Annotated in this window: 18 protein-coding genes; 8 read left to right on the top strand and 10 right to left on the bottom strand. The window is 47.5% G+C overall.

Annotated elements, in window-relative coordinates:
• Positions 1–15: 15 nt before the first annotated feature.
• The 5 genes from BR62_RS0112910 to BR62_RS0112890 form a co-directional block, all read right to left on the bottom strand.
• On the bottom strand, positions 16–588 hold the full coding sequence (locus tag BR62_RS0112910) for a TetR/AcrR family transcriptional regulator (RefSeq protein ID WP_007610428.1): 573 nt from the start codon (positions 586–588) through the stop codon (positions 16–18).
• Between the two features lie 148 nt (positions 589–736).
• On the bottom strand, positions 737–2,170 hold the full coding sequence (gene hemY / locus BR62_RS0112905) for a protoporphyrinogen oxidase (RefSeq protein ID WP_007409211.1): 1,434 nt from the start codon (positions 2,168–2,170) through the stop codon (positions 737–739).
• Between the two features lie 27 nt (positions 2,171–2,197).
• A complete protein-coding gene (gene hemH / locus BR62_RS0112900) occupies positions 2,198–3,133 on the bottom strand; it encodes a ferrochelatase (RefSeq protein ID WP_007409212.1) in 936 nt (311 codons plus the stop codon).
• Positions 3,134–3,208: 75 nt separating this feature from the next.
• Positions 3,209–4,270, bottom strand: a complete 1,062-nt coding sequence (hemE, locus tag BR62_RS0112895; RefSeq protein ID WP_029325967.1) for a uroporphyrinogen decarboxylase — start codon at positions 4,268–4,270, stop codon at positions 3,209–3,211.
• Positions 4,271–4,393: 123 nt separating this feature from the next.
• Positions 4,394–6,535 (bottom strand): transglycosylase domain-containing protein, encoded by a 2,142-nt coding sequence (locus BR62_RS0112890; RefSeq protein ID WP_020955588.1) that lies wholly within the window; start codon positions 6,533–6,535, stop codon positions 4,394–4,396.
• 122 nt (positions 6,536–6,657) lie between these two features.
• Here BR62_RS0112890 and hmoB point away from each other — a divergent pair, with 122 nt between their 5' ends.
• From hmoB to BR62_RS0112875, 3 genes are all read left to right on the top strand, one after another.
• The gene (hmoB, locus tag BR62_RS0112885) at positions 6,658–7,158 is read left to right on the top strand and encodes a heme-degrading oxygenase HmoB (protein WP_032871115.1); all 501 of its coding nucleotides are present in this window, start codon (positions 6,658–6,660) and stop codon (positions 7,156–7,158) included.
• A gap of 117 nt (positions 7,159–7,275) precedes the next feature.
• The gene (locus tag BR62_RS0112880) at positions 7,276–8,661 is read left to right on the top strand and encodes a hypothetical protein (RefSeq protein ID WP_015239512.1); all 1,386 of its coding nucleotides are present in this window, start codon (positions 7,276–7,278) and stop codon (positions 8,659–8,661) included.
• 68 nt (positions 8,662–8,729) lie between these two features.
• Positions 8,730–9,917, top strand: a complete 1,188-nt coding sequence (locus BR62_RS0112875) for a M20 family metallopeptidase (RefSeq protein ID WP_015239511.1) — start codon at positions 8,730–8,732, stop codon at positions 9,915–9,917.
• A 22-nt stretch (positions 9,918–9,939) separates the two neighbouring features.
• Here the strand turns inward: BR62_RS0112875 and BR62_RS0112870 are convergent, their stop codons facing one another.
• From BR62_RS0112870 to ecsA, 3 genes are read right to left on the bottom strand one after another with little or no spacing between them, the layout of a single operon-like run.
• Positions 9,940–10,644 carry an EcsC family protein gene (locus tag BR62_RS0112870; RefSeq protein ID WP_032871112.1) on the bottom strand — a complete coding sequence of 235 codons (705 nt, stop codon included), beginning with the start codon at positions 10,642–10,644 and terminating at the stop codon, positions 9,940–9,942.
• A 42-nt stretch (positions 10,645–10,686) separates the two neighbouring features.
• On the bottom strand, positions 10,687–11,913 hold the full coding sequence (locus BR62_RS0112865) for an ABC transporter permease (protein ID WP_007409219.1): 1,227 nt from the start codon (positions 11,911–11,913) through the stop codon (positions 10,687–10,689).
• Positions 11,906–12,649 carry an ABC transporter ATP-binding protein EcsA gene (gene ecsA, locus BR62_RS0112860; protein WP_003155231.1) on the bottom strand — a complete coding sequence of 248 codons (744 nt, stop codon included), beginning with the start codon at positions 12,647–12,649 and terminating at the stop codon, positions 11,906–11,908. Before ecsA ends, BR62_RS0112865 begins: the two co-directional genes overlap by 8 nt.
• 490 nt (positions 12,650–13,139) lie before the next feature.
• On the opposite strand from ecsA, the gene BR62_RS0112855 reads away from it, so the two are divergent.
• The 3 genes from BR62_RS0112855 to BR62_RS0112845 all read left to right on the top strand — a co-directional run bounded on the left by BR62_RS0112855 (position 13,140) and on the right by BR62_RS0112845 (position 15,431).
• Positions 13,140–13,577, top strand: coding sequence for an HIT family protein (locus tag BR62_RS0112855; protein ID WP_007409220.1), 438 nt, complete (start codon positions 13,140–13,142; stop codon positions 13,575–13,577).
• Between the two features lie 135 nt (positions 13,578–13,712).
• Complete coding sequence (serC, locus tag BR62_RS0112850; protein ID WP_032871110.1) at positions 13,713–14,792, top strand: 3-phosphoserine/phosphohydroxythreonine transaminase; 1,080 nt, start codon at positions 13,713–13,715, stop codon at positions 14,790–14,792.
• Between the two features lie 120 nt (positions 14,793–14,912).
• Positions 14,913–15,431, top strand: a complete 519-nt coding sequence (locus tag BR62_RS0112845) for a tryptophan transporter (RefSeq protein ID WP_012117208.1) — start codon at positions 14,913–14,915, stop codon at positions 15,429–15,431.
• 57 nt (positions 15,432–15,488) lie between these two features.
• Here the strand turns inward: BR62_RS0112845 and BR62_RS0112840 are convergent, their stop codons facing one another.
• Entirely contained in the window at positions 15,489–15,680 is a 192-nt protein-coding gene (locus tag BR62_RS0112840; protein ID WP_007409223.1) for a membrane protein YhzF, read from the bottom strand.
• 117 nt (positions 15,681–15,797) lie between these two features.
• Here BR62_RS0112840 and BR62_RS0112835 point away from each other — a divergent pair, with 117 nt between their 5' ends.
• Both BR62_RS0112835 and BR62_RS0112830 read left to right on the top strand, forming a co-directional pair.
• On the top strand, positions 15,798–16,154 hold the full coding sequence (locus BR62_RS0112835) for a YtxH domain-containing protein (protein WP_007409224.1): 357 nt from the start codon (positions 15,798–15,800) through the stop codon (positions 16,152–16,154).
• Positions 16,155–16,334: 180 nt separating this feature from the next.
• Complete coding sequence (locus tag BR62_RS0112830; RefSeq protein ID WP_003155240.1) at positions 16,335–16,946, top strand: HTH-type transcriptional regulator Hpr; 612 nt, start codon at positions 16,335–16,337, stop codon at positions 16,944–16,946.
• Here the strand turns inward: BR62_RS0112830 and BR62_RS0112825 are convergent.
• Positions 16,943–17,284 carry a YhaI family protein gene (locus tag BR62_RS0112825; RefSeq protein ID WP_003155243.1) on the bottom strand — a complete coding sequence of 114 codons (342 nt, stop codon included), beginning with the start codon at positions 17,282–17,284 and terminating at the stop codon, positions 16,943–16,945. The genes BR62_RS0112830 and BR62_RS0112825 overlap by 4 nt on opposite strands.
• Positions 17,285–17,493: the final 209 nt, after the last annotated feature.

Genomic DNA, 17,493 nt, shown 5'->3' with positions numbered 1-17,493 from the left:
GTGAAGGATCATCTATTATTTAGATAATCCTTGACCAACATACATTTCCAGCAATTCAGCGATCGTCTCTTTTTCAAGAGGCGGATGGTTTTTTTCCCAGTCAAATATCAGTGCGATGTAGAGCTTGAGCATCACAAAAGCGGTCAGTTCCGGATCACACGGTTTAATGCTTCCGTTTTCAATGGCTGTTTCTATCTTTTCTTTAATGTATGACAGAATGGCCCGCTCCATTTTCACAATGACATCCTGAACGGCTATTGTACCAATCTCGGCGTTCTCCTGAAAAATTTTAATAGTCAGCTGGTGTGTTTTTCTGAATTCCAAAATCGCGACAAGCGCCCGGTGGACATTTTCGTGAAATGAAAGCTCCGGTTTCATCGCTTCGTCTGCGTGTTCCTTCATTTCTCTTAAAATAGTGGTGAAAATATCATCAAACAGTTCTTCTTTGTTTTTGAAAAACGTGTAGATGGTTCCCTTCCCCACATTTGCAAGCTTTGCCACCAGATCCATTGTCGTTGCTTTGTAGCCGAATTGTGTAAAAGACTTCGTTGCCGCTTCCAGAATGAGCTTTTTCCGATCGACGGACATGTTTCCCACCTCGTTAAATTGACCGTTTGAACGTTTTAGTCATTTTGTACATAAGATAACTTATCACAGTCACAAAGAAGATTCAAATGTTTTCTCTCTTTATTGGTGTTCCCTTTACAGAACGGGAACATGCAAAAAAACCTCCGTTTTACGATAACGGAGGCTGGTACGTTTCAAATAAATAAGCCAGTGAATCGTATACGGCGGCTTTTCCCTGGTCGATACAGTCGGGGATGCCCACCCCTTCGAAAGACGCGCCCGTCGCGTATACGCCCGGATAGGAAGCTTTCAGCGCATCTCTGAACTCTTTGATGCGCTCCTTATGGCCGACATGGTATTGCGGCATGCTTTCGTTCCAGCGGGTCACACAGGTCATTTCCGGTTCGCCATTTATTTTCATTACTTTTTTCAAATCTTCCATTACGATTTTAATGATCTCGTTATCTGAAAGATCTACGATGGATTCATCTCCGGCCTTTCCGACGTACGCCCTGAGAAGCGTTTTGCCCTCCGGCGCCGCGTGCGGCCATTTTTTATTCGTCCATGTGCAGGCCGTGATGGAGAAGTCACTGTTTCTTGAGATAACGAATCCCGTACCTTCATGCTCCATCTTGACGGCTCCCTCAGGAAAACCTAAGGCGACGTTGGCAACGGACGTAGAATGCATGTCTTTAAGACATGAAACCGCCGGCAGATCAGAAAGCATTTTCGCCGCGGCTTTATGCGGGGCTGTCACTATGCATCCTTCCGAATAGAGCACTTTGCCGTTATCAAGCGTCACGGAATATCCTTTCTCCTCGCGGCCGATATGGGTGACTTTCGTGCCTTTCATCACTTTTGTCAGTGTAAGCTGCTTTTCCAGCTCCTCCACCAACGTTTGAAGCCCTGTCGTCAGCGTTAAAAACTGGCCCTGCTTTTTGGCCGTCAGCTGCTGTCCCGAAGGCTGCGGACGTGATTTTTTCATACCGAGAATCAGGCTTCTGTGCTTTTGCTCAGTCTGATAGAATTGCGGAAACGTGGACATGAGGCTCAGCTTATCAATATCTCCGGCATAAATCCCTGATAATAGCGGTTCTATTAAATTCTCAACGACTTCGTCACCGACGCGTCTGCGGAAAAATTCACCCAGAGACTGATCTTCCTTCGGTTTGCTCGCAGGCAGGACAAAGTCAAGCGCCGCCCGCGCCTTTCCGGGAACAGAAAATAAACCGGTGGAGATGAACGGAGCGATTTTGGTCGGGATGCCCATCACAGCGCCCTTCGGCATCGGATGGAGCGTCTCGTTGACGAGCACGTAAGACTGGCCGGTCGCATTGTTGACGAGCAGATGCTCAAGCCCCAAATCCTTGACGAGCTGCGGCGCGCTTTTTTTCCTTTCCAAAAAAGAATCCGGCCCCCGCTCAATGATGTAGCCGTCTTTATGCGCCGTCTGAATTTTGCCGCCCGCTCTCGGGCCCGCTTCAATCAGAGTGACCTCAAGCGGCAGCTGTTTTTCTTTGATTTCTTTTTCCATGTAGAAGGCGGCGGCTAATCCCGTTATGCCGCCGCCGATGATGACCAGATGTTTTTTATCGCCACTCATTTTTATCGCCTTCTTTACCGTTTAATTCTACTTGTCCAGCTCTTTCAGCACGACCGCTGCAAGCGCGTCGATAAATTCAGGCTGTGCGTTCGGCATAGCCGGACGATAGTAGCTTGCGCCGACTTCTTCGGTCACAGCTTTGCATTCATAATCATTATCGTAAAGCACCTCTAAATGATCGGCAACGAAGCCTGCGGGCACGTATACAAATGCTTTATAAGGATGCTTTTGGTACAGATCGCGCGTGAGATCCTGCACATCCGGCCCGAGCCACGGATCAGGGGTATTCCCTTCGCTTTGCCAGCCGACTGCGTAATCGGTAATTCCGGCGCCTTCGGCAATCAGTTTTGCGGATTCCTCCAGCTGGTCAGGATACGGATCGCCGTATTCTTTTATTTTTTCAGGAAGGCTGTGCGCTGAGACGATCAGCATCGCGTCATCCCGTTCTTCTTTCGGCATTGATTCATACGTTTTCTTCACCTGGCTGACCCAATAATCAACGAATTTCGGTTCATCATACCAGCTTTCAACAGACTTGATGGTCAAGCCGCCGAGCTTCTCCGCTTCTTCTTTCGCGCGTTTGTTGTATGACTGGACGCTGAATGTTGAAAAATGAGGGGCGAGCACAAGGCTGACAGCTTCTGTAATGCCGTCTTTATGCATGTCCGCCACCGCGTCTTCAATAAACGGTTCAATATGTTTTAATCCGATGTACACTTTGAATGTTACGTCATCCTGGATTTCATTTAAACGCTGTGCGAGCTTCTCCGCCTGCTCCTGCGTAATTTTTGCAAGCGGAGAAATGCCTCCGATCGCTTCATATCTGTCTTTTAAATCTTGAAGCATATGAGGCTCCGGCTTTCTTCCGCGTCTGATATGCGTATAATAACGTTCTATGTCCTCTTCTTTGTAAGGCGTTCCGTAAGCCATGACAAGAAGTCCCATTTTCTTTTTGCTGCTCATTTTGTTACACACCTCTTTTGATGGTCTGTCCACCTTGATTTTGACAGGAAAATCTTCTTATAACCAACGATCTGCTCAGGAAGATTGTTCCGTTTTTTTGGCCGCGGAATATTCATGTACAAACGCCGTCAGCTTTTTCAGCGTTGCCGGATTGACATCAGGGAATACACCGTGCCCTAAATTGAAAATAAACCCGTCCGTTTTCATGCCTTGATCAAGTATCGCTTTCGCTTTTTTCTCGATGACTTCCCAAGGCGCAAGAAGAAGCGACGGATCAAGATTGCCCTGAACCGTTTTTGTAATGCCTTGTTTTCTGGCGTCATCTATGCCGAGTCTCCAATCAAGACCGACGACATCAAGAGGAAGGTCATGCCAATCCCCGGCCAGATGGCTTGCGCCTACGCCGAACATGATCAGCGGAACTTGCTCTGCTGAAAGCTCCCGGAATATTCTGTCCATCACCGGTTTTATAAACTGCCGGTAATCTTCGCGGTTCAGCGCGCCGACCCATGAATCAAAGATCTGAATGGCTTTTGCGCCGGCGTTAATCTGTGCTTTCGCATAAACGATAATCATGTCCGCGAGCTTGTCCATCAGCATTTGCCACGCTTGCGGCATACTGTGCATAAACGCTTTTGTTTTGTTGTAATTTTTAGAAGGCCCGCCTTCAATCATATAACTGGCCAGCGTAAAAGGCGCTCCCGAAAAACCGATGAGCGGAACATTCAGCTGTTCGTTTACGAGTAATCGGATCGTTTCCAGCACGTAAGGAACATCCTGTTCGGGATTCAGTTCGCCGAGCTTTTCAATATCCGCAGCAGAGCGCACCGGCTGATCGATCACCGGGCCGATTCCGTTTTTTATTTCAACATCCACTCCGATATAAGGAAGCGGCGTCATAATGTCTTTATATAAAATGGCAGCGTCCACTCCGTACTGCTCGACCGGGAGCCTCGTCACATACGCGCACAGCTCGGGCTGATGCGTAATTTCGACTAAGCCGTACTTTTCCTTCAGCTTGCGGTATTCCGGCTGAGACCTCCCCGCCTGTCTCATGTACCAGACAGGGACGTGATTTGTTTTTTCTCCCCGTGCCGCTTTTAAAAACGTATCATTAAACGCTTCTCGTTTACTCATCTGAATTTCCACCTTTCCTCCTGCAACCATACGTTCGTGTTCTTCGCCCATTACACTATACCTTGTTTTTTCAAAAGCGTATAGAATTGAGGCTTAATGTTCAAAAAATCGCCGAATTCATGATTAAGAAGAAAAAAGCTTCGGCTGAACGTATTCCGTTCCCTCTCCTTCTTGATCCGTCTGTGAATTATATGGAACGACTTTGTATGAAGCCCCTGAAAACAGATTGGCGTACGGTATGTCAAAGCTGCCTTTTCCTTTCACCGAATCCAGAAGTTTGTCTTTTCCGTCTTTCTTCTCATATATTCGGTAAACAACCCGATCATCCTTTTGAATATCCCATTTTAATTGAACCGTAATCAGTCCCATCGCCTTAAATGTATAACGGGCCGACAGGGACTTTACCGCCTCCAGCTCAATCGGGCTGCCCAGTTCCTTCACATTTTCAGGCTTTTTGAATGTCCGGCCGTTTTCCCCCGCTTTTGTGACGATATCTTTAAAGAGTCTGACCGGGTATTGGCTTCCGCCTTTCAGGTAATGGGTTTTATCCGTTTTGTCATAGCCCATCCAGACGGCTCCCGTCAGTCCGGGAGTGTATCCCGCAAACCAGGCGTCCTTTGTCGCGCCGGGGACGCCGGGAAATGTGGTCGTGCCGGTTTTCCCCGCCAGGTCACCTTGATAGCTGCCTTGTGAAGCGGTTCCTTCTTTCACGACCTGCTGAAGCATTCTCGTCATATTCCATGCCGTCTGTCCGCTGAAGACGCGCGTTTTGCCGTTTTTAGGCCCGGATAACGTTTCTCCGTCTTCGTCCGTGATGTTCTCTATAAAAAATGGCTTCGTATACATTCCGTTTGCCGCAAAGGTATGATAAGCTCCGGCAAGCTGAAGCGGGGTGACGCCTTCTGACAGACCGCCAAGCGCAATCGCGAGTCCGTTGTCAGAAATGTTCATGCCGTTTTTCTCAAGATACGATTTTCCCGTATCTACGCCGATCTGCTTCAATGTCCAGACAGCGGGCGCATTTATGCTGTAAGTGATCGCATCCTGCATCGTCACTTCCCCCTTGTACTGTCCGTCATAATTTTTCGGTTCATACCCGTCGTAGGACGTCAGTTTGTCTTGGAGAAGCGAATACGGTTTGAACTTGTCTTCCTGCATGGCGGGCCCGTATACGGCAATCGGCTTAAACGTTGAGCCCGGCTGCCGCTTCGCCGTAACCCTGTTGTATCCTTTTGTCACGTAGTCGCGTCCGCCGACCGCCGCGCGCACGCCTCCGGTTTTATTATCAATAAAGACGGCGCTTCCCTCTGCCGCCTGATCCGTCCCCGGAAAATAGCCGCTTTCCTTCATGAGGGTGTATGCCGTTTTCTGCAGCTTGGAATCAAGTGACGTCCGGATCGTATAGCCGCCTTGAAGCAGCTGTTCACCCGACATCGAATAACGGGATTCCGCCTCCTTGATGACAAGATCGATATAACTGTCAAACCAAGGCGTTTCTGATGTTTTCTTGACATTAAGCCCCAATGTCCGGCCCTGGGCTCTGACGGCTTCCTTGGCGCTGATATAGCCTTGGTCGTTCATCATTGCAAGAATCGTATCGCGGCGTTCTTTATTTTTATCCGGATGCTGAATCGGCGAATAAAGAGATGGCGCCTTCGGAATCGCTGCCAGAACGGCTCCTTCTGCAACGGTTAAATCTTTTACTTCTTTATTAAAGTAGTAGTGGGACGCGGCTTGAATGCCGTAAACGCCATGGCCGAAATAAAGCTGGTTCAGGTACATTTCAAGCAGCTTGTCCTTGCTGTAATCACGCTCAAGATTGATGGCGATAATGACTTCCTTCGTCTTGCGCAAAAATGTTTTATCATGAGTCAGAAAAATGTTTTTCGCCAGCTGCTGGGTGATCGTGCTGCCGCCCTCCACCTTGCCGCCTGCTAAAACATCCCGGAACACCGCCCGGCCGACAGACTTCACATCAATGCCGTGATGTTCGTAAAACCGTTTATCTTCAACGGCGATAAAGGCATCTCTCACATCTTCCGGAACCTGCTGAATGGATACCGGCTCGCGATTTTCCGTATAGAGGCTCGCGATTTCATCACCGTTTTGATCGACGATTTTTGAAGATGCGTGCAGTATTAATTTCTTTTCATCGATGACATAATGGCCGAGAAATATAATGATAATGTATCCGATTAACGCGAGAAAAGCGGTTGCCGCCGCAATTACAGCCGGAATAAAGAATCTTTTTTTCTTTTTCAGCATAAGTCACCTCGCCTTTCTTAACTTGTAGTATGGGAAATATTGTTTCGAATTATGTCAGAATGAGTCGCCAATAGAAACTTATACCACTCTTTTGATATACTAGCAAGCAGGAGGTGGCTGATATGAAGGTTTATATTACATACGGGACAGCCGATTTTTTAAAGACGATTGCAAAGAAACACCCGAGTGAGAATATGGTGCTGATGCAAGGGGAGGATAATGCGGTTTTAATTCATGAAACAAATGGAGAAACCGTTTTTCAGGCGCCCCATTCCTATGAAAGCATCGACAGCGTCGGGGAAATCAAAAATCCGGGCTACGCCGTCCTCAACAACATCGCCGTTACCCAGGAAGGCCGTCCGCTGTTTGAAAACCGGTTTAAAAACCGCGCCGGCAAAGTGGAAAATGAACCCGGTTTTGAAGCCATCCGCGTATTAAGACCGCTTGAAGGCGATACGTATGTCATTTTGACCCTGTGGGAAGAGGAAAAAGCCTTTCAGGGCTGGCAGCAGTCAAACTCTTATCAGGAAGCTCATAAAAAACGCGGAACATCTGCCGGCATCGACACAACGTCTATTTTCTCCCGCCCGTCTTATGTAACCGCTTATTACGCAATAGACTGAAAACCGCCGGAGATTCTCCGGCTTTTTTGATGTCCCGATTTTACGCATCCTTCTTTGCACCTTCCGCCCGCCTATGAATAATCTGTAGCAATCCTATTTATAAACGGAGTGGTTCAATTGGGGATCGGCGTCTACTCGGTACATCTGCTTTATGTTGCTTTTATCGCGGCCATTATCGTTTTTATGCTCCTCAGGAAAGATACAACCTTTATTTCACTCGCCGGCATTTTTGTGATTGCGCTATGGACGACGCATTCATTCTCCGCTTCGGTCAGCAGCCTGTTTCACAGCTTCACGTATGCCGCCGGAGAATTGCTGCCGACGATTTTTATCATTTGTTTTATCGTGGCGATGAGCGGCCTCTTGACCGAAACCGGTATTAATGAAGCGATGATTTCTCCGTTTGCAAAGGTGATGAAAGGGCCGGCTGTCGCGTATTGGGTTATCGGCTGTCTGATGTTTGCCATCTCTCTTTTTTTCTGGCCGTCACCAGGGGTGGCGCTGATCGGCGCTGTGCTGCTTCCCGCAGCGATCCGGGCGGGCCTTTCTCCGATCGCCGCGGCAATGGCGATGAACCTGTTCGGCCACGGATTCGCTTTATCGGGGGATTACGTCATTCAGGCGGCCCCGAAATTAACGGCCGATGCCGCGGGCATTCCCGTGAGCGATGTCATGCAGGCAAGTATTCCGCTCGTTTTGATCATGGGGTTAACGACGACAATCACCGCTTTCTTCCTCATCATGCGGGATCGAAAAAAAACGAAGGCCCCCCTCTCCTTGGACAGCTCCGGTTCTTTGGACACAAGTATGTATCTGCCGAAAAAACTCAGGGTGGTCCTGGCGGTTTTCATTCCGCTTGTTTTTCTCGCCGATATTATCTGTATGATCGTATACCGCCTGCAAGGAAACGATGCGACGGCACTCGTCGGAGGAACCGCGATCGGCATTCTCCTGATCATTCATTTCATTGTATATAAAGAGCGGCATTTAGAAAAGATCACCGAGTATTTTATCGGCGGTTTTCAATTCGGCTTTAAAGTATTCGGCCCCGTCATTCCGATCGCGGCCTTCTTTTATCTCGGTGACGCGGGGTTTAAAAGTATTTTGAACACCCCGCTGCCGAAAGGATCTGCGGGGATCGTCAATGACCTCGGATTGGCCCTGTCCCATTCTTTTCCGATGTCCGGAGAATTCGCCGGCATCGCCCTGGCCGCAGTCGGTGCGATTACCGGGCTCGACGGGTCAGGGTTTTCCGGTATATCTCTTGCAGGCTCGATGGCAAAGCTGTTTTCCGCCGCGCTTCATACGGACCCGGCCGTTTTAACGGCGCTGGGCCAGATTTCAGCGATCTGGGTCGGGGGCGGAACATTGGTCCCTTGGGCACTGATCCCCGCTGCGGCTATTTGTAAAGTTGACCCGTTTGAGCTTGCCAGGAAAAACTTTATCCCGGTTGCGGCCGGGCTAGTCGTCACAACGATCGCCGCCATCATCATTCTCCCGTAGCAAAAGGATTGAAATCTTCTGACATTTTCTATACAATCATGGGAAAAGCAGACGAGGGGGCATCGCTTTTGACGTTAACGACACTTCAAAAAAGCTTAAACGCTCAGCTTGACGGGCTGTATGAGGAAATGGTTGAAATCAGGCGTCACCTTCACATGAATCCCGAGCCATCCTTTAAGGAGAAAAAAACACCGGCGTTCATCGCCTCATTTTATGAAAAGCTCGGCGTTCCCATCCGGACGAATGTCGGGGGCAACGGTGTCACAGCCTATATTGAAGGGAGTGAACCGGGACCGGTCGTGGCACTCAGAGCTGATTTTGACGCTTTGCCGATACAGGATGAAAAAGATGTGCCCTATGCTTCACAAATTCCCGGCGTCATGCACGCCTGCGGGCATGACGGCCATACGGCGGCTCTGCTCGCGGTCGGAAAAGTGCTGTACTGCAACCGGGAAAAACTGAAAGGGTCATTTGTGATGATCCACCAGCACGCCGAGGAATTATCTCCCGGCGGAGCAAAAGCAATGATTGAGGATGGGTGCCTCGAGCATGTCGATGCCATTTTCGGCACTCACCTTTGGGCGACTGAACCCGCCGGGACGGTCTTATGCCGCCCGGGCGCAGTAATGGCCGCCGCTGACGGCTTTACGATTAAAGTCATCGGTAAAGGCGGCCACGGCGCGATTCCTCACGATACGAAGGACGCCGTTTTAATCGGCTCACAAATCGTCACGGCTCTTCAGCATATCGTCAGCCGGCGGGTAAATCCGGTGCAGCCGGCCGTCATCTCAGCCGGCTCGTTCACCGCTGAAAATCCGTTTAATGCGATTGCCGATCAGGCAGTCATATCAGGCACCGTCCGCTCGTTTGACGAAAGTGTGCGCAGCCTGCTCGAAGCAGAAATAGAAGCCGTCGTAAAAGGAATCTGTTCCATGCACTCCGCTTCCTATGAATATCGTTTCAAGCGCGGTTATCCCGCCGTCGTCAATCATCCCGAGGAAGCGGCGCACGCGGCGGCCGCCGCAGCGGAAACAGACGGCGTTACGAAAGTCATTGAAGGAGAGCCGCAGATGGCCGGAGAGGATTTTTCCTATTATCTGCAGCATACAAAAGGCGCATTTTTCTTTACGGGCGCCGCTTTAGAAAACGCGGAAACCATTTATCCTCATCATCATCCGAAATTTGATTTTAATGAAAAAGCGATGCTGACGGCCGCCAAAGTGCTTATCGGCGCCGCGGTGAGCTACCCCCGATAGGGCATAAAAAACAGCCGGTACATTACGTACCGGCTGCTGTGATTCTTAAATGAAAAACGTGCCTTGCCGTCTCACCGAGCTGTGACAGCAGTTTATAATTGGCCGCTCCGCCCACGGCGGCTCCGACGACCGGCAAAAGCTGAAACAATTTCACCACGTCCAGATAATCGCGGTATTCCTGCTGAAAAACTCTCCAATCGACATCATGCTTTTTCGAATCCCACTGTTCAATCATTGAGTATATGCGTTTCCGCTGTTCACCGCTTGAGAAAGCCAGCTGAAAAATAAACAGCAAAAACAATCGTTCATCCCTGTCTTTCACATCATAGCCGTAAATAGAGGCAAGATCGAACAGACATTTCATTTTAATGGATAACAGCAAAGGAAAATCAGCCATCCCTAAAAAAATTCCGCCGGCCCCCGTACCGATACCTTCGGCTGCCGCGACCTTTTGGTACGATGCGATGGTTTGTCTGGCGAGGGCATCTTTTTCAGCAAGCGTCATACCGTTTGTATCCCGCTTGCCTTTCACCAGATTTGAACCCGCCATTGTTGCTTCGGTCATTTTTTTAATGCTTTCTGTGATGACGGCATGAATTTTATCAGGAATCCGCTCATTTATTTTCGCCTGCATTCCTTTAGAAAAACGTTCAAGCATAGAATCTTTGCGTAAAAAACGCGCTTTCCATTGCAGTGCTTCCTGTATCAGCTGCTGATCGTCGGTCATCTGTGTCTCCTTCTTTCATTGAGGTTTCAAAAACCCGATTGATTACAGCTTGCCGTACTTTTTCAATCTTCCGCCCATATACGAAGGCATGATCACAAAAATCAGAACGGCTGAAGCAACAGCCGCATACAGCGCCCCGCTGACTCCCGCGGCATAGGCTGACGCTGCACAGAACAGCAGCGCCTGCACGGTTAATGCCGATTTCATCAGCGAAAAGAAACTTTGCAGCTTCGCTTTCTGATTGACCGGGTAAAGCTCCTGCAGAGAAAGATGATGAAAATGCCCGAACAGCGGGAGAAGCTGTATTCCCGTAATAAAGACGGTAAATACGGTTAAAGCCGCCGTTATCCACGGATTGGCGGAAACGAGCATAATAATCAGGATAAAAATAATCGTGAGCCTGACCTGAATGCCAAGATAATCATTTGAACGCAGAAAGGCCCGCGCATACATATAGGAGAACGTTTTCCGCTGTTCGAACGGAATCATTCTGAGCAAAAAGTCGAGATACGCCCGGCGTTTTGCCTGTTTTTTCAGGTGAGGCACATCGGTAAACAGATTGGCGATTCTGTAAAACCGCTGCTTCCTTCTTAATTCATATTCAATATGGGCTTCCCATTTTAATGATTTATGTTTTGCGGCCGATGTGAAATACACATAAAGGCCGGCCATCACAATGTAGACGGCGGCAGCGTACACATAAAACGACTGTAAGACGAAGTATAAAAGCAGCATATTGCAGATAAAGCGTATGACCGCATCCATCATTTTCATGCTTCTGTCATTCATAAACGTCATCCGCCACTCCATGGCCTGATTCCACGCTTTTACCGCCAGCATCTGAATAAATACGGCGGCATACGACGCAAGCGACGCCCCCGGACTTACAGCGAAAAACAGAGGCATGCATACAAGCGACAGAGCAATAAGCGGAAACAGCTGTGACAGATAGCTGTACTTAAATGAATGCTTAAAGTATGTCCCCATTTTCGGTTCAAGCGGCAGCAGAAACACGAGGTCCGCTTCCTTTAACAGCGTCCGGACGTATGAACCGGTCAGCACAAATGAAAAGAGCACCGCCATCACCCAAAATGACGGAAAATGAACGGGGATGTCTTTGACCCACTTGCTGTACCAGCTTGCCGCGCCGGCAATAAAAAAGATCAGCACAATGACGAGATGATCATTGAGCATATATTTCATATACATTCTGGTTTCCTTTATATGCTCTTCAAGCCGGGACTGCCAAATCGTAGACATATTATTCATGGCCGGCGTCTTCCTTCGTCAGTTCGATATACAAGTCATCAAGAGCTGCGTCTTTCATGCCGAACTGCTCTCTCAGTTCTTCCAGTGTGCCGCTTGCCCGCACTTCGCCGTTATGTAAAATAATGAAAGCGTCACAGTAGCGCTCTGCCGTAGCCAGGATATGCGTTGACATCAGCACGCTTGATCCGGCTTTTTTCGCGGCGTCCATCCGCTCCAGCAATGCATTGATCGCAAGCGGATCAAGGCCGAGAAACGGCTCGTCAATGATATAAAGCGAAGGCTCCGCGAGAAACGCGCACATGATCATGACTTTCTGCTTCATCCCTTTAGAAAAGTGAGCGGGAAACCATTTCAGCCTTTTTTCCATTCTGAATTCTTTCAGAAGCGGAGGAAGCCTTTTTTCAAGCGTTTCTTTGGAAAGGCCGTACGCCATGGCCGTCAGCTCCAAATGCTCTTTGAGCGTCAGTTCTTCATACAGCACCGGCGTTTCGGGGATGTACGTAAATTGCGAGCGGTAGCTTTCCTTATCCTCCGAAAACGTCTTGCCGTTCAGCTCGATCGAGCCTTTATGCGGGTCCATTAATCCGATAATATGCCGGATCGTCGTGCTTTTGCCCGCGCCGTTTAATCCGATGAGTCCGACAATCTGGTTCGGCTCAAGGGTGAATGAAACATTTTTTAAGACCGGGTTTCTCGTATAACCGCCGGTTAAGTCTTTTACCGATAGCAGAGACATAATTTCTCCCCTTCTGATTCGTTTTTCTTCATAGTACCAAAAATAAAGTCTGATTTGAAACGATTCCCTTTTTTTCTCACGTGAAAAGTGTGCATAGTTATCGTTTTGGCGGACATCATAATGTATGTAGAAGGAAACAGCTTTAATCAACTGAAAATGAGGTGTTTATAAAAGACGTCTTAGAACAGTTGGATGAAAATCAACATGTCCTGTGCTTACAATTTCTTCACACACTGCTTTGATGATGTTCTTCATTCATGATGAAATAATCAAATGAGGTGTTTGTCCCAGGAATGATTAAGCAGACCCATAAGTCTTCATTTTAAAAACAAATGAGGTGCTTACAAAAGGCATATTCAATTTTCTGTGATAAAGCTCGACCTTCTGTATCAGGGTGAACGCGCAGCCGTTCATCCTGTTTTTTGTTTTGGCCGTTTTTGTGGTACGATGAGAATATACATATATTTCTTTTCAGGGAGGAAACCCATCTATGCACAAAGCGGACGATTGTATTTTCTGCAAAATCATTGCCGGTGACATTCCGTCTTCAAAAGTATACGAAAATGAACACGTCGTGGCGTTTCTTGATATCAGCCAGGTCACAAAAGGCCATACGCTCGTGATTCCGAAAACACATATCGAAAACGTGTACGAGTTTACGCCTGAGCTTTCTAAAGAATATTTTGAAGCGGTGCCGAAAATCGCACGCGCCATCCGCGATGAATTCGAGCCGATCGGGCTGAATATTCTCAATAACAACGGTGAAAAAGCGGGCCAATCGGTGTTCCATTTTCACATGCATATCATTCCGCGTTACGGAAAAGGCGACGGTTTCGGGGCTGTCTGGAAGACCCACGCCGAAGACTATACGCCTGACGATCTTCAGGAGATCGCTTCAACCGTCAGAAAACGGCTTGCCTCATCTTAAAGATGAGGTTTTTTTGCGTCCGGAAACACAAAAAACATAAATTATATTTTTTTATATCAAAAAAATCAAAAAATTGTGATAGGATAATTGTATTATTTCTTACACTAAAGCGGAAAACAGGGAGAGATCGTAAACATGGAACGTACAACGAATTTCAATGCAGGACCCGCAGCCCTTCCACTGGATGTGCTGCAAAAAGCACAAAAAGAATTTGTCAACTTCAATGATAGCGGCATGTCCGTCATGGAGCTGTCCCACCGGAGCACGGAATATGATGCGGTGCACCAAAAAGCAAAAAGCCTTCTGAAAGAACTGATGGATATTCCCGACGATTATGATATTTTATTTCTTCAAGGCGGCGCAAGCCTTCAATTCTCCATGCTGCCGATGAACTTTTTAACACCGGAAAAAACGGCGCACTTCATCGTAACGGGCGCATGGTCTGAAAAAGCACTCGCCGAGGCGAAACTGTTCGGAAACACATCCGTCACGGCAACAAGCGCAGATTCAAACCACAACCACATACCGGAAGCGGACCTCTCAGGAATCAAAGACGGCGCCTACCTGCATATTACGTCAAACAACACGATTTTCGGAACGCAGTGGAAAGAGTTCCCGAATTCACCGATCCCGCTCGTAGCCGACATGTCAAGCGACATCCTGAGCAGAAAGATTGATGTCAAAACGTTTGATGTCATCTATGGCGGAGCCCAGAAAAACCTCGGGCCGTCCGGCGTCACGGTCGTCATCATGAAAAAATCATGGCTTGAAAACGAAAACGCCAACGTCCCTAAAATTTTGAAATACTCCACTCACACAAAAGCCGATTCACTGTATAATACGCCGCCTACATTTGCGATTTATATGCTGAGCCTCGTCCTTGAATGGCTGGCTGAAAACGGCGGTGTCGAAGCGGCTGAACGGCGCAATCAGGAAAAGGCCGACGTCCTGTACGGCACAATCGACGCAAGCGGCGGGTTTTACGCGGGGCATGCCGCAAAAAACAGCCGTTCTCACATGAACGTCACGTTCACCCTCCGCGACAGCAGTCTCACGAAAAAATTCGTTGAAGAAGCGAAAGCGGCTAAAATGACCGGACTCGGAGGCCACCGCTCAGTCGGAGGCTGCAGGGCGTCTATCTACAACGCCGTCAGCCTGGCTGATTGTGAAAAACTGGCTCAGTTTATGAGAAAGTTCCAGCAGGAAAACGAATAAATTTCTTCTAACATAACGGTTCCTTTGATATACTGTTTGCATATCAATTTTTCCGGCCATCGCAATAAATGACGAGCATATTATTGGATGGCGAAAAAGCTTAGCAGAGGAGAGCTTAGTATGAAAACAAAAGAATTAGTCATTATGGCCCTGTTTGCGGCAATCGGAGCGGTGCTTCATTCCATTATGCCGCCGGTATTATTCGGAATGAAACCCGATATGATGCTTGTGATGATGTTTATGGGTATTCTGTTATTCCCCCGTGTGCAGAACGTGCTGATGATTGGGATTGTAACGGGAATCATTTCCGCACTCACGACATCTTTTCCGGGCGGACAGCTTCCGAATATCATTGAAAAACCGGTAACGGCGTTTCTGTTTCTCGCGCTGGCGCTTTTGGTGAAAAAGAGCGTGAAAACAGCGGCCGCCGCCGTCATTACGATAGCCGGCACCTTCATCTCCGGTTTGCTCTTTTTGGCGCTGGCCCTTCTGATTGTCGGCCTGCCGGGCGGATTCACCGCATTGGTGCTCGCGGTCGTCCTTCCGGCGGCTGCGCTGAATACGATCGCCATTATCATTATGCATCCGATTGTGCAGACGATCTTAAAACGGTCCAATATGATTGAAACGGTGAAATAACCGCATACCGAAACCTCTTCCGGCCGGAAGAGGTTTTTTAATGTGTTTCAGCATGTTTTATACGAGAAGTTTTGTGAAAAAAATAAGGAACAATGCGAGGGCGGTTCCTGCTGAGCAGACGATGGCCTTTTGGCGGACGACCCGCTTCGGCGGATAAGAAGCGGCCTGGCCGAGCAGTTTCAGGTAATAAACGGCGCCCGCCGCAAAGACAAGAGCCATACAAGATAAAACAATCATAAAGACAGACAACCTTCTCCCTCCTTTTCCCTTAAAAAATATGCTAAAATAAAGCAAGCTATGTATAGAAGTTTATTCTTCTGAACAAAAATGATAAAAGTTATGAGAAAAAAAACGGGGTGATTTCAAATGGCTGACGGACGTTCCCTTTTAACAGGCCTTTTCGTAGGCGGATTGATCGGAGGCGCAGCGGTGTTACTCTCGGCTCCTTCATCCGGAAAAGAGCTGCGGGGCAAAATCAAAGCGAATTGCAATTCAATTGAGGACACAATCAAACGGTTAAAAAAAGACGGAATGGCGCTTAAGGACCAGCTTGTCCAAACGGCGAAAGAAAGCGCAGAAGTCATTAAAGACGTAGGCGGAGAGCTTCAGACCAGCATTAAAAGGTGGCAGGAGGAAATCAAACCGCACCAGCAAGATCTCCAGAAGGAAATCGCTGATATTGAAGAGAAAATCAGACAGCTGGAGAAAACCTTACAAAACTAATATCCTATACAACCAAAAAAAAGTGCGGACATATTGCGTTCCGCACTTTTTTTTGCGGTTTAAAGCCTTTCCCAGCAACGGATCAAGAATTTATTATAAAATTCTTAAATTTTCATCTTTATTAATCTTTATTTTATTGGCATAATAGAGGAAAAGAAAATGTGAAGCAGGTGATCTGTATTGAATCGTGTTGAACCGCCTTACGATCTAAAAGAAGCTTTAATCTATACCCAAAAAATGGCGCAGCTGTCCAAAGCGCTGTGGAAATCTATCGAGAAAGACTGGCAGAATTGGCTGAAGCCGTACGACCTTAATATTAATGAGCATCATATATTATGGATTGCCTATCAGCTTAAAGGAGCTTCTATTTCAGAAATCGCCAAATTCGGCGTTATGCACGTATCAACTGCATTTAACTTTTCAAAAAAGCTTGAAGAACGGGGATATCTGAAATTTTCCAAGCGGCTGAATGATAAACGGAACACGTACATTCAGTTAACAGAAGAAGGGGAAAATGTATTCGAAAGCCTGCTTGAGGAGTTTGATCCGTCGAGAAACGCTGTGTTTAAAGGCTCACAGCCGATCTACCACTTATTCGGGAAGTTTCCTGAGGTTGAAGAATTAACCTGTGTCATCCGCCACATTTACGGCGAAGATTTTATGGAGATATTCGAGAAATCATTGACAAACATAAACAATGATTTTGATAGTGAAGACGGAAGGCTGAAGAAAAAAACGGACGAATCGGCTGTCCATGAAACGGCTGAAGAGCTGGAACCGATCAACAGTTAATCAAAGTGCTTCATAATCTCAATAAATTCTTCCATCAGCGCTGTATAAAGCCCCTGCTCATACAGAGCAAAAATCGTTTCATGAACATCTAATTTTTCGTTCAGCTGTCCCGCAAAAAGCGCAAGGAGCTTGTCAAACGTCACAAAGCCTTGCGCTTTTTGCGACTCCAGCTCGTCCTCCAATTCGCGGCAGATCCGCCCGACCTCTTCTCCTTCTTCTTCGGTCAGCCCTTTTTCAATCATCATCGCATAAAAAGGGTACTTATCCATATCCACCGTTTTCACCAGCAATTGTATGTAATATTCTAAACGCCCGATACGCTGATCCATTGAATCCATCCGTTTCACTTCTTTCTATCTTTAATCTTATTTTAGCTGATAATGAATGGAGAAGAAAGGTTAAACCGTACATTTCCATGTTTCACCGAGCTCTTCTGTTCTTCTCTTTCCAGGTTTATTTTTTTCTTTAAAAAAGGATTGATTTTTTCTCCTGAAGAGAGTAAATTATTTTGAGATTGTATTCCATCTTTGTACGGAAGGATGACTCT

This window comes from Bacillus sp. UNC69MF (assembly GCF_000746035.1).
Lineage (GTDB): Bacteria > Bacillota > Bacilli > Bacillales > Bacillaceae > Bacillus > Bacillus velezensis.
Note: the sequence above shows the minus strand (reverse complement) of the source record. Positions and strands in the feature narration are given on the sequence as shown.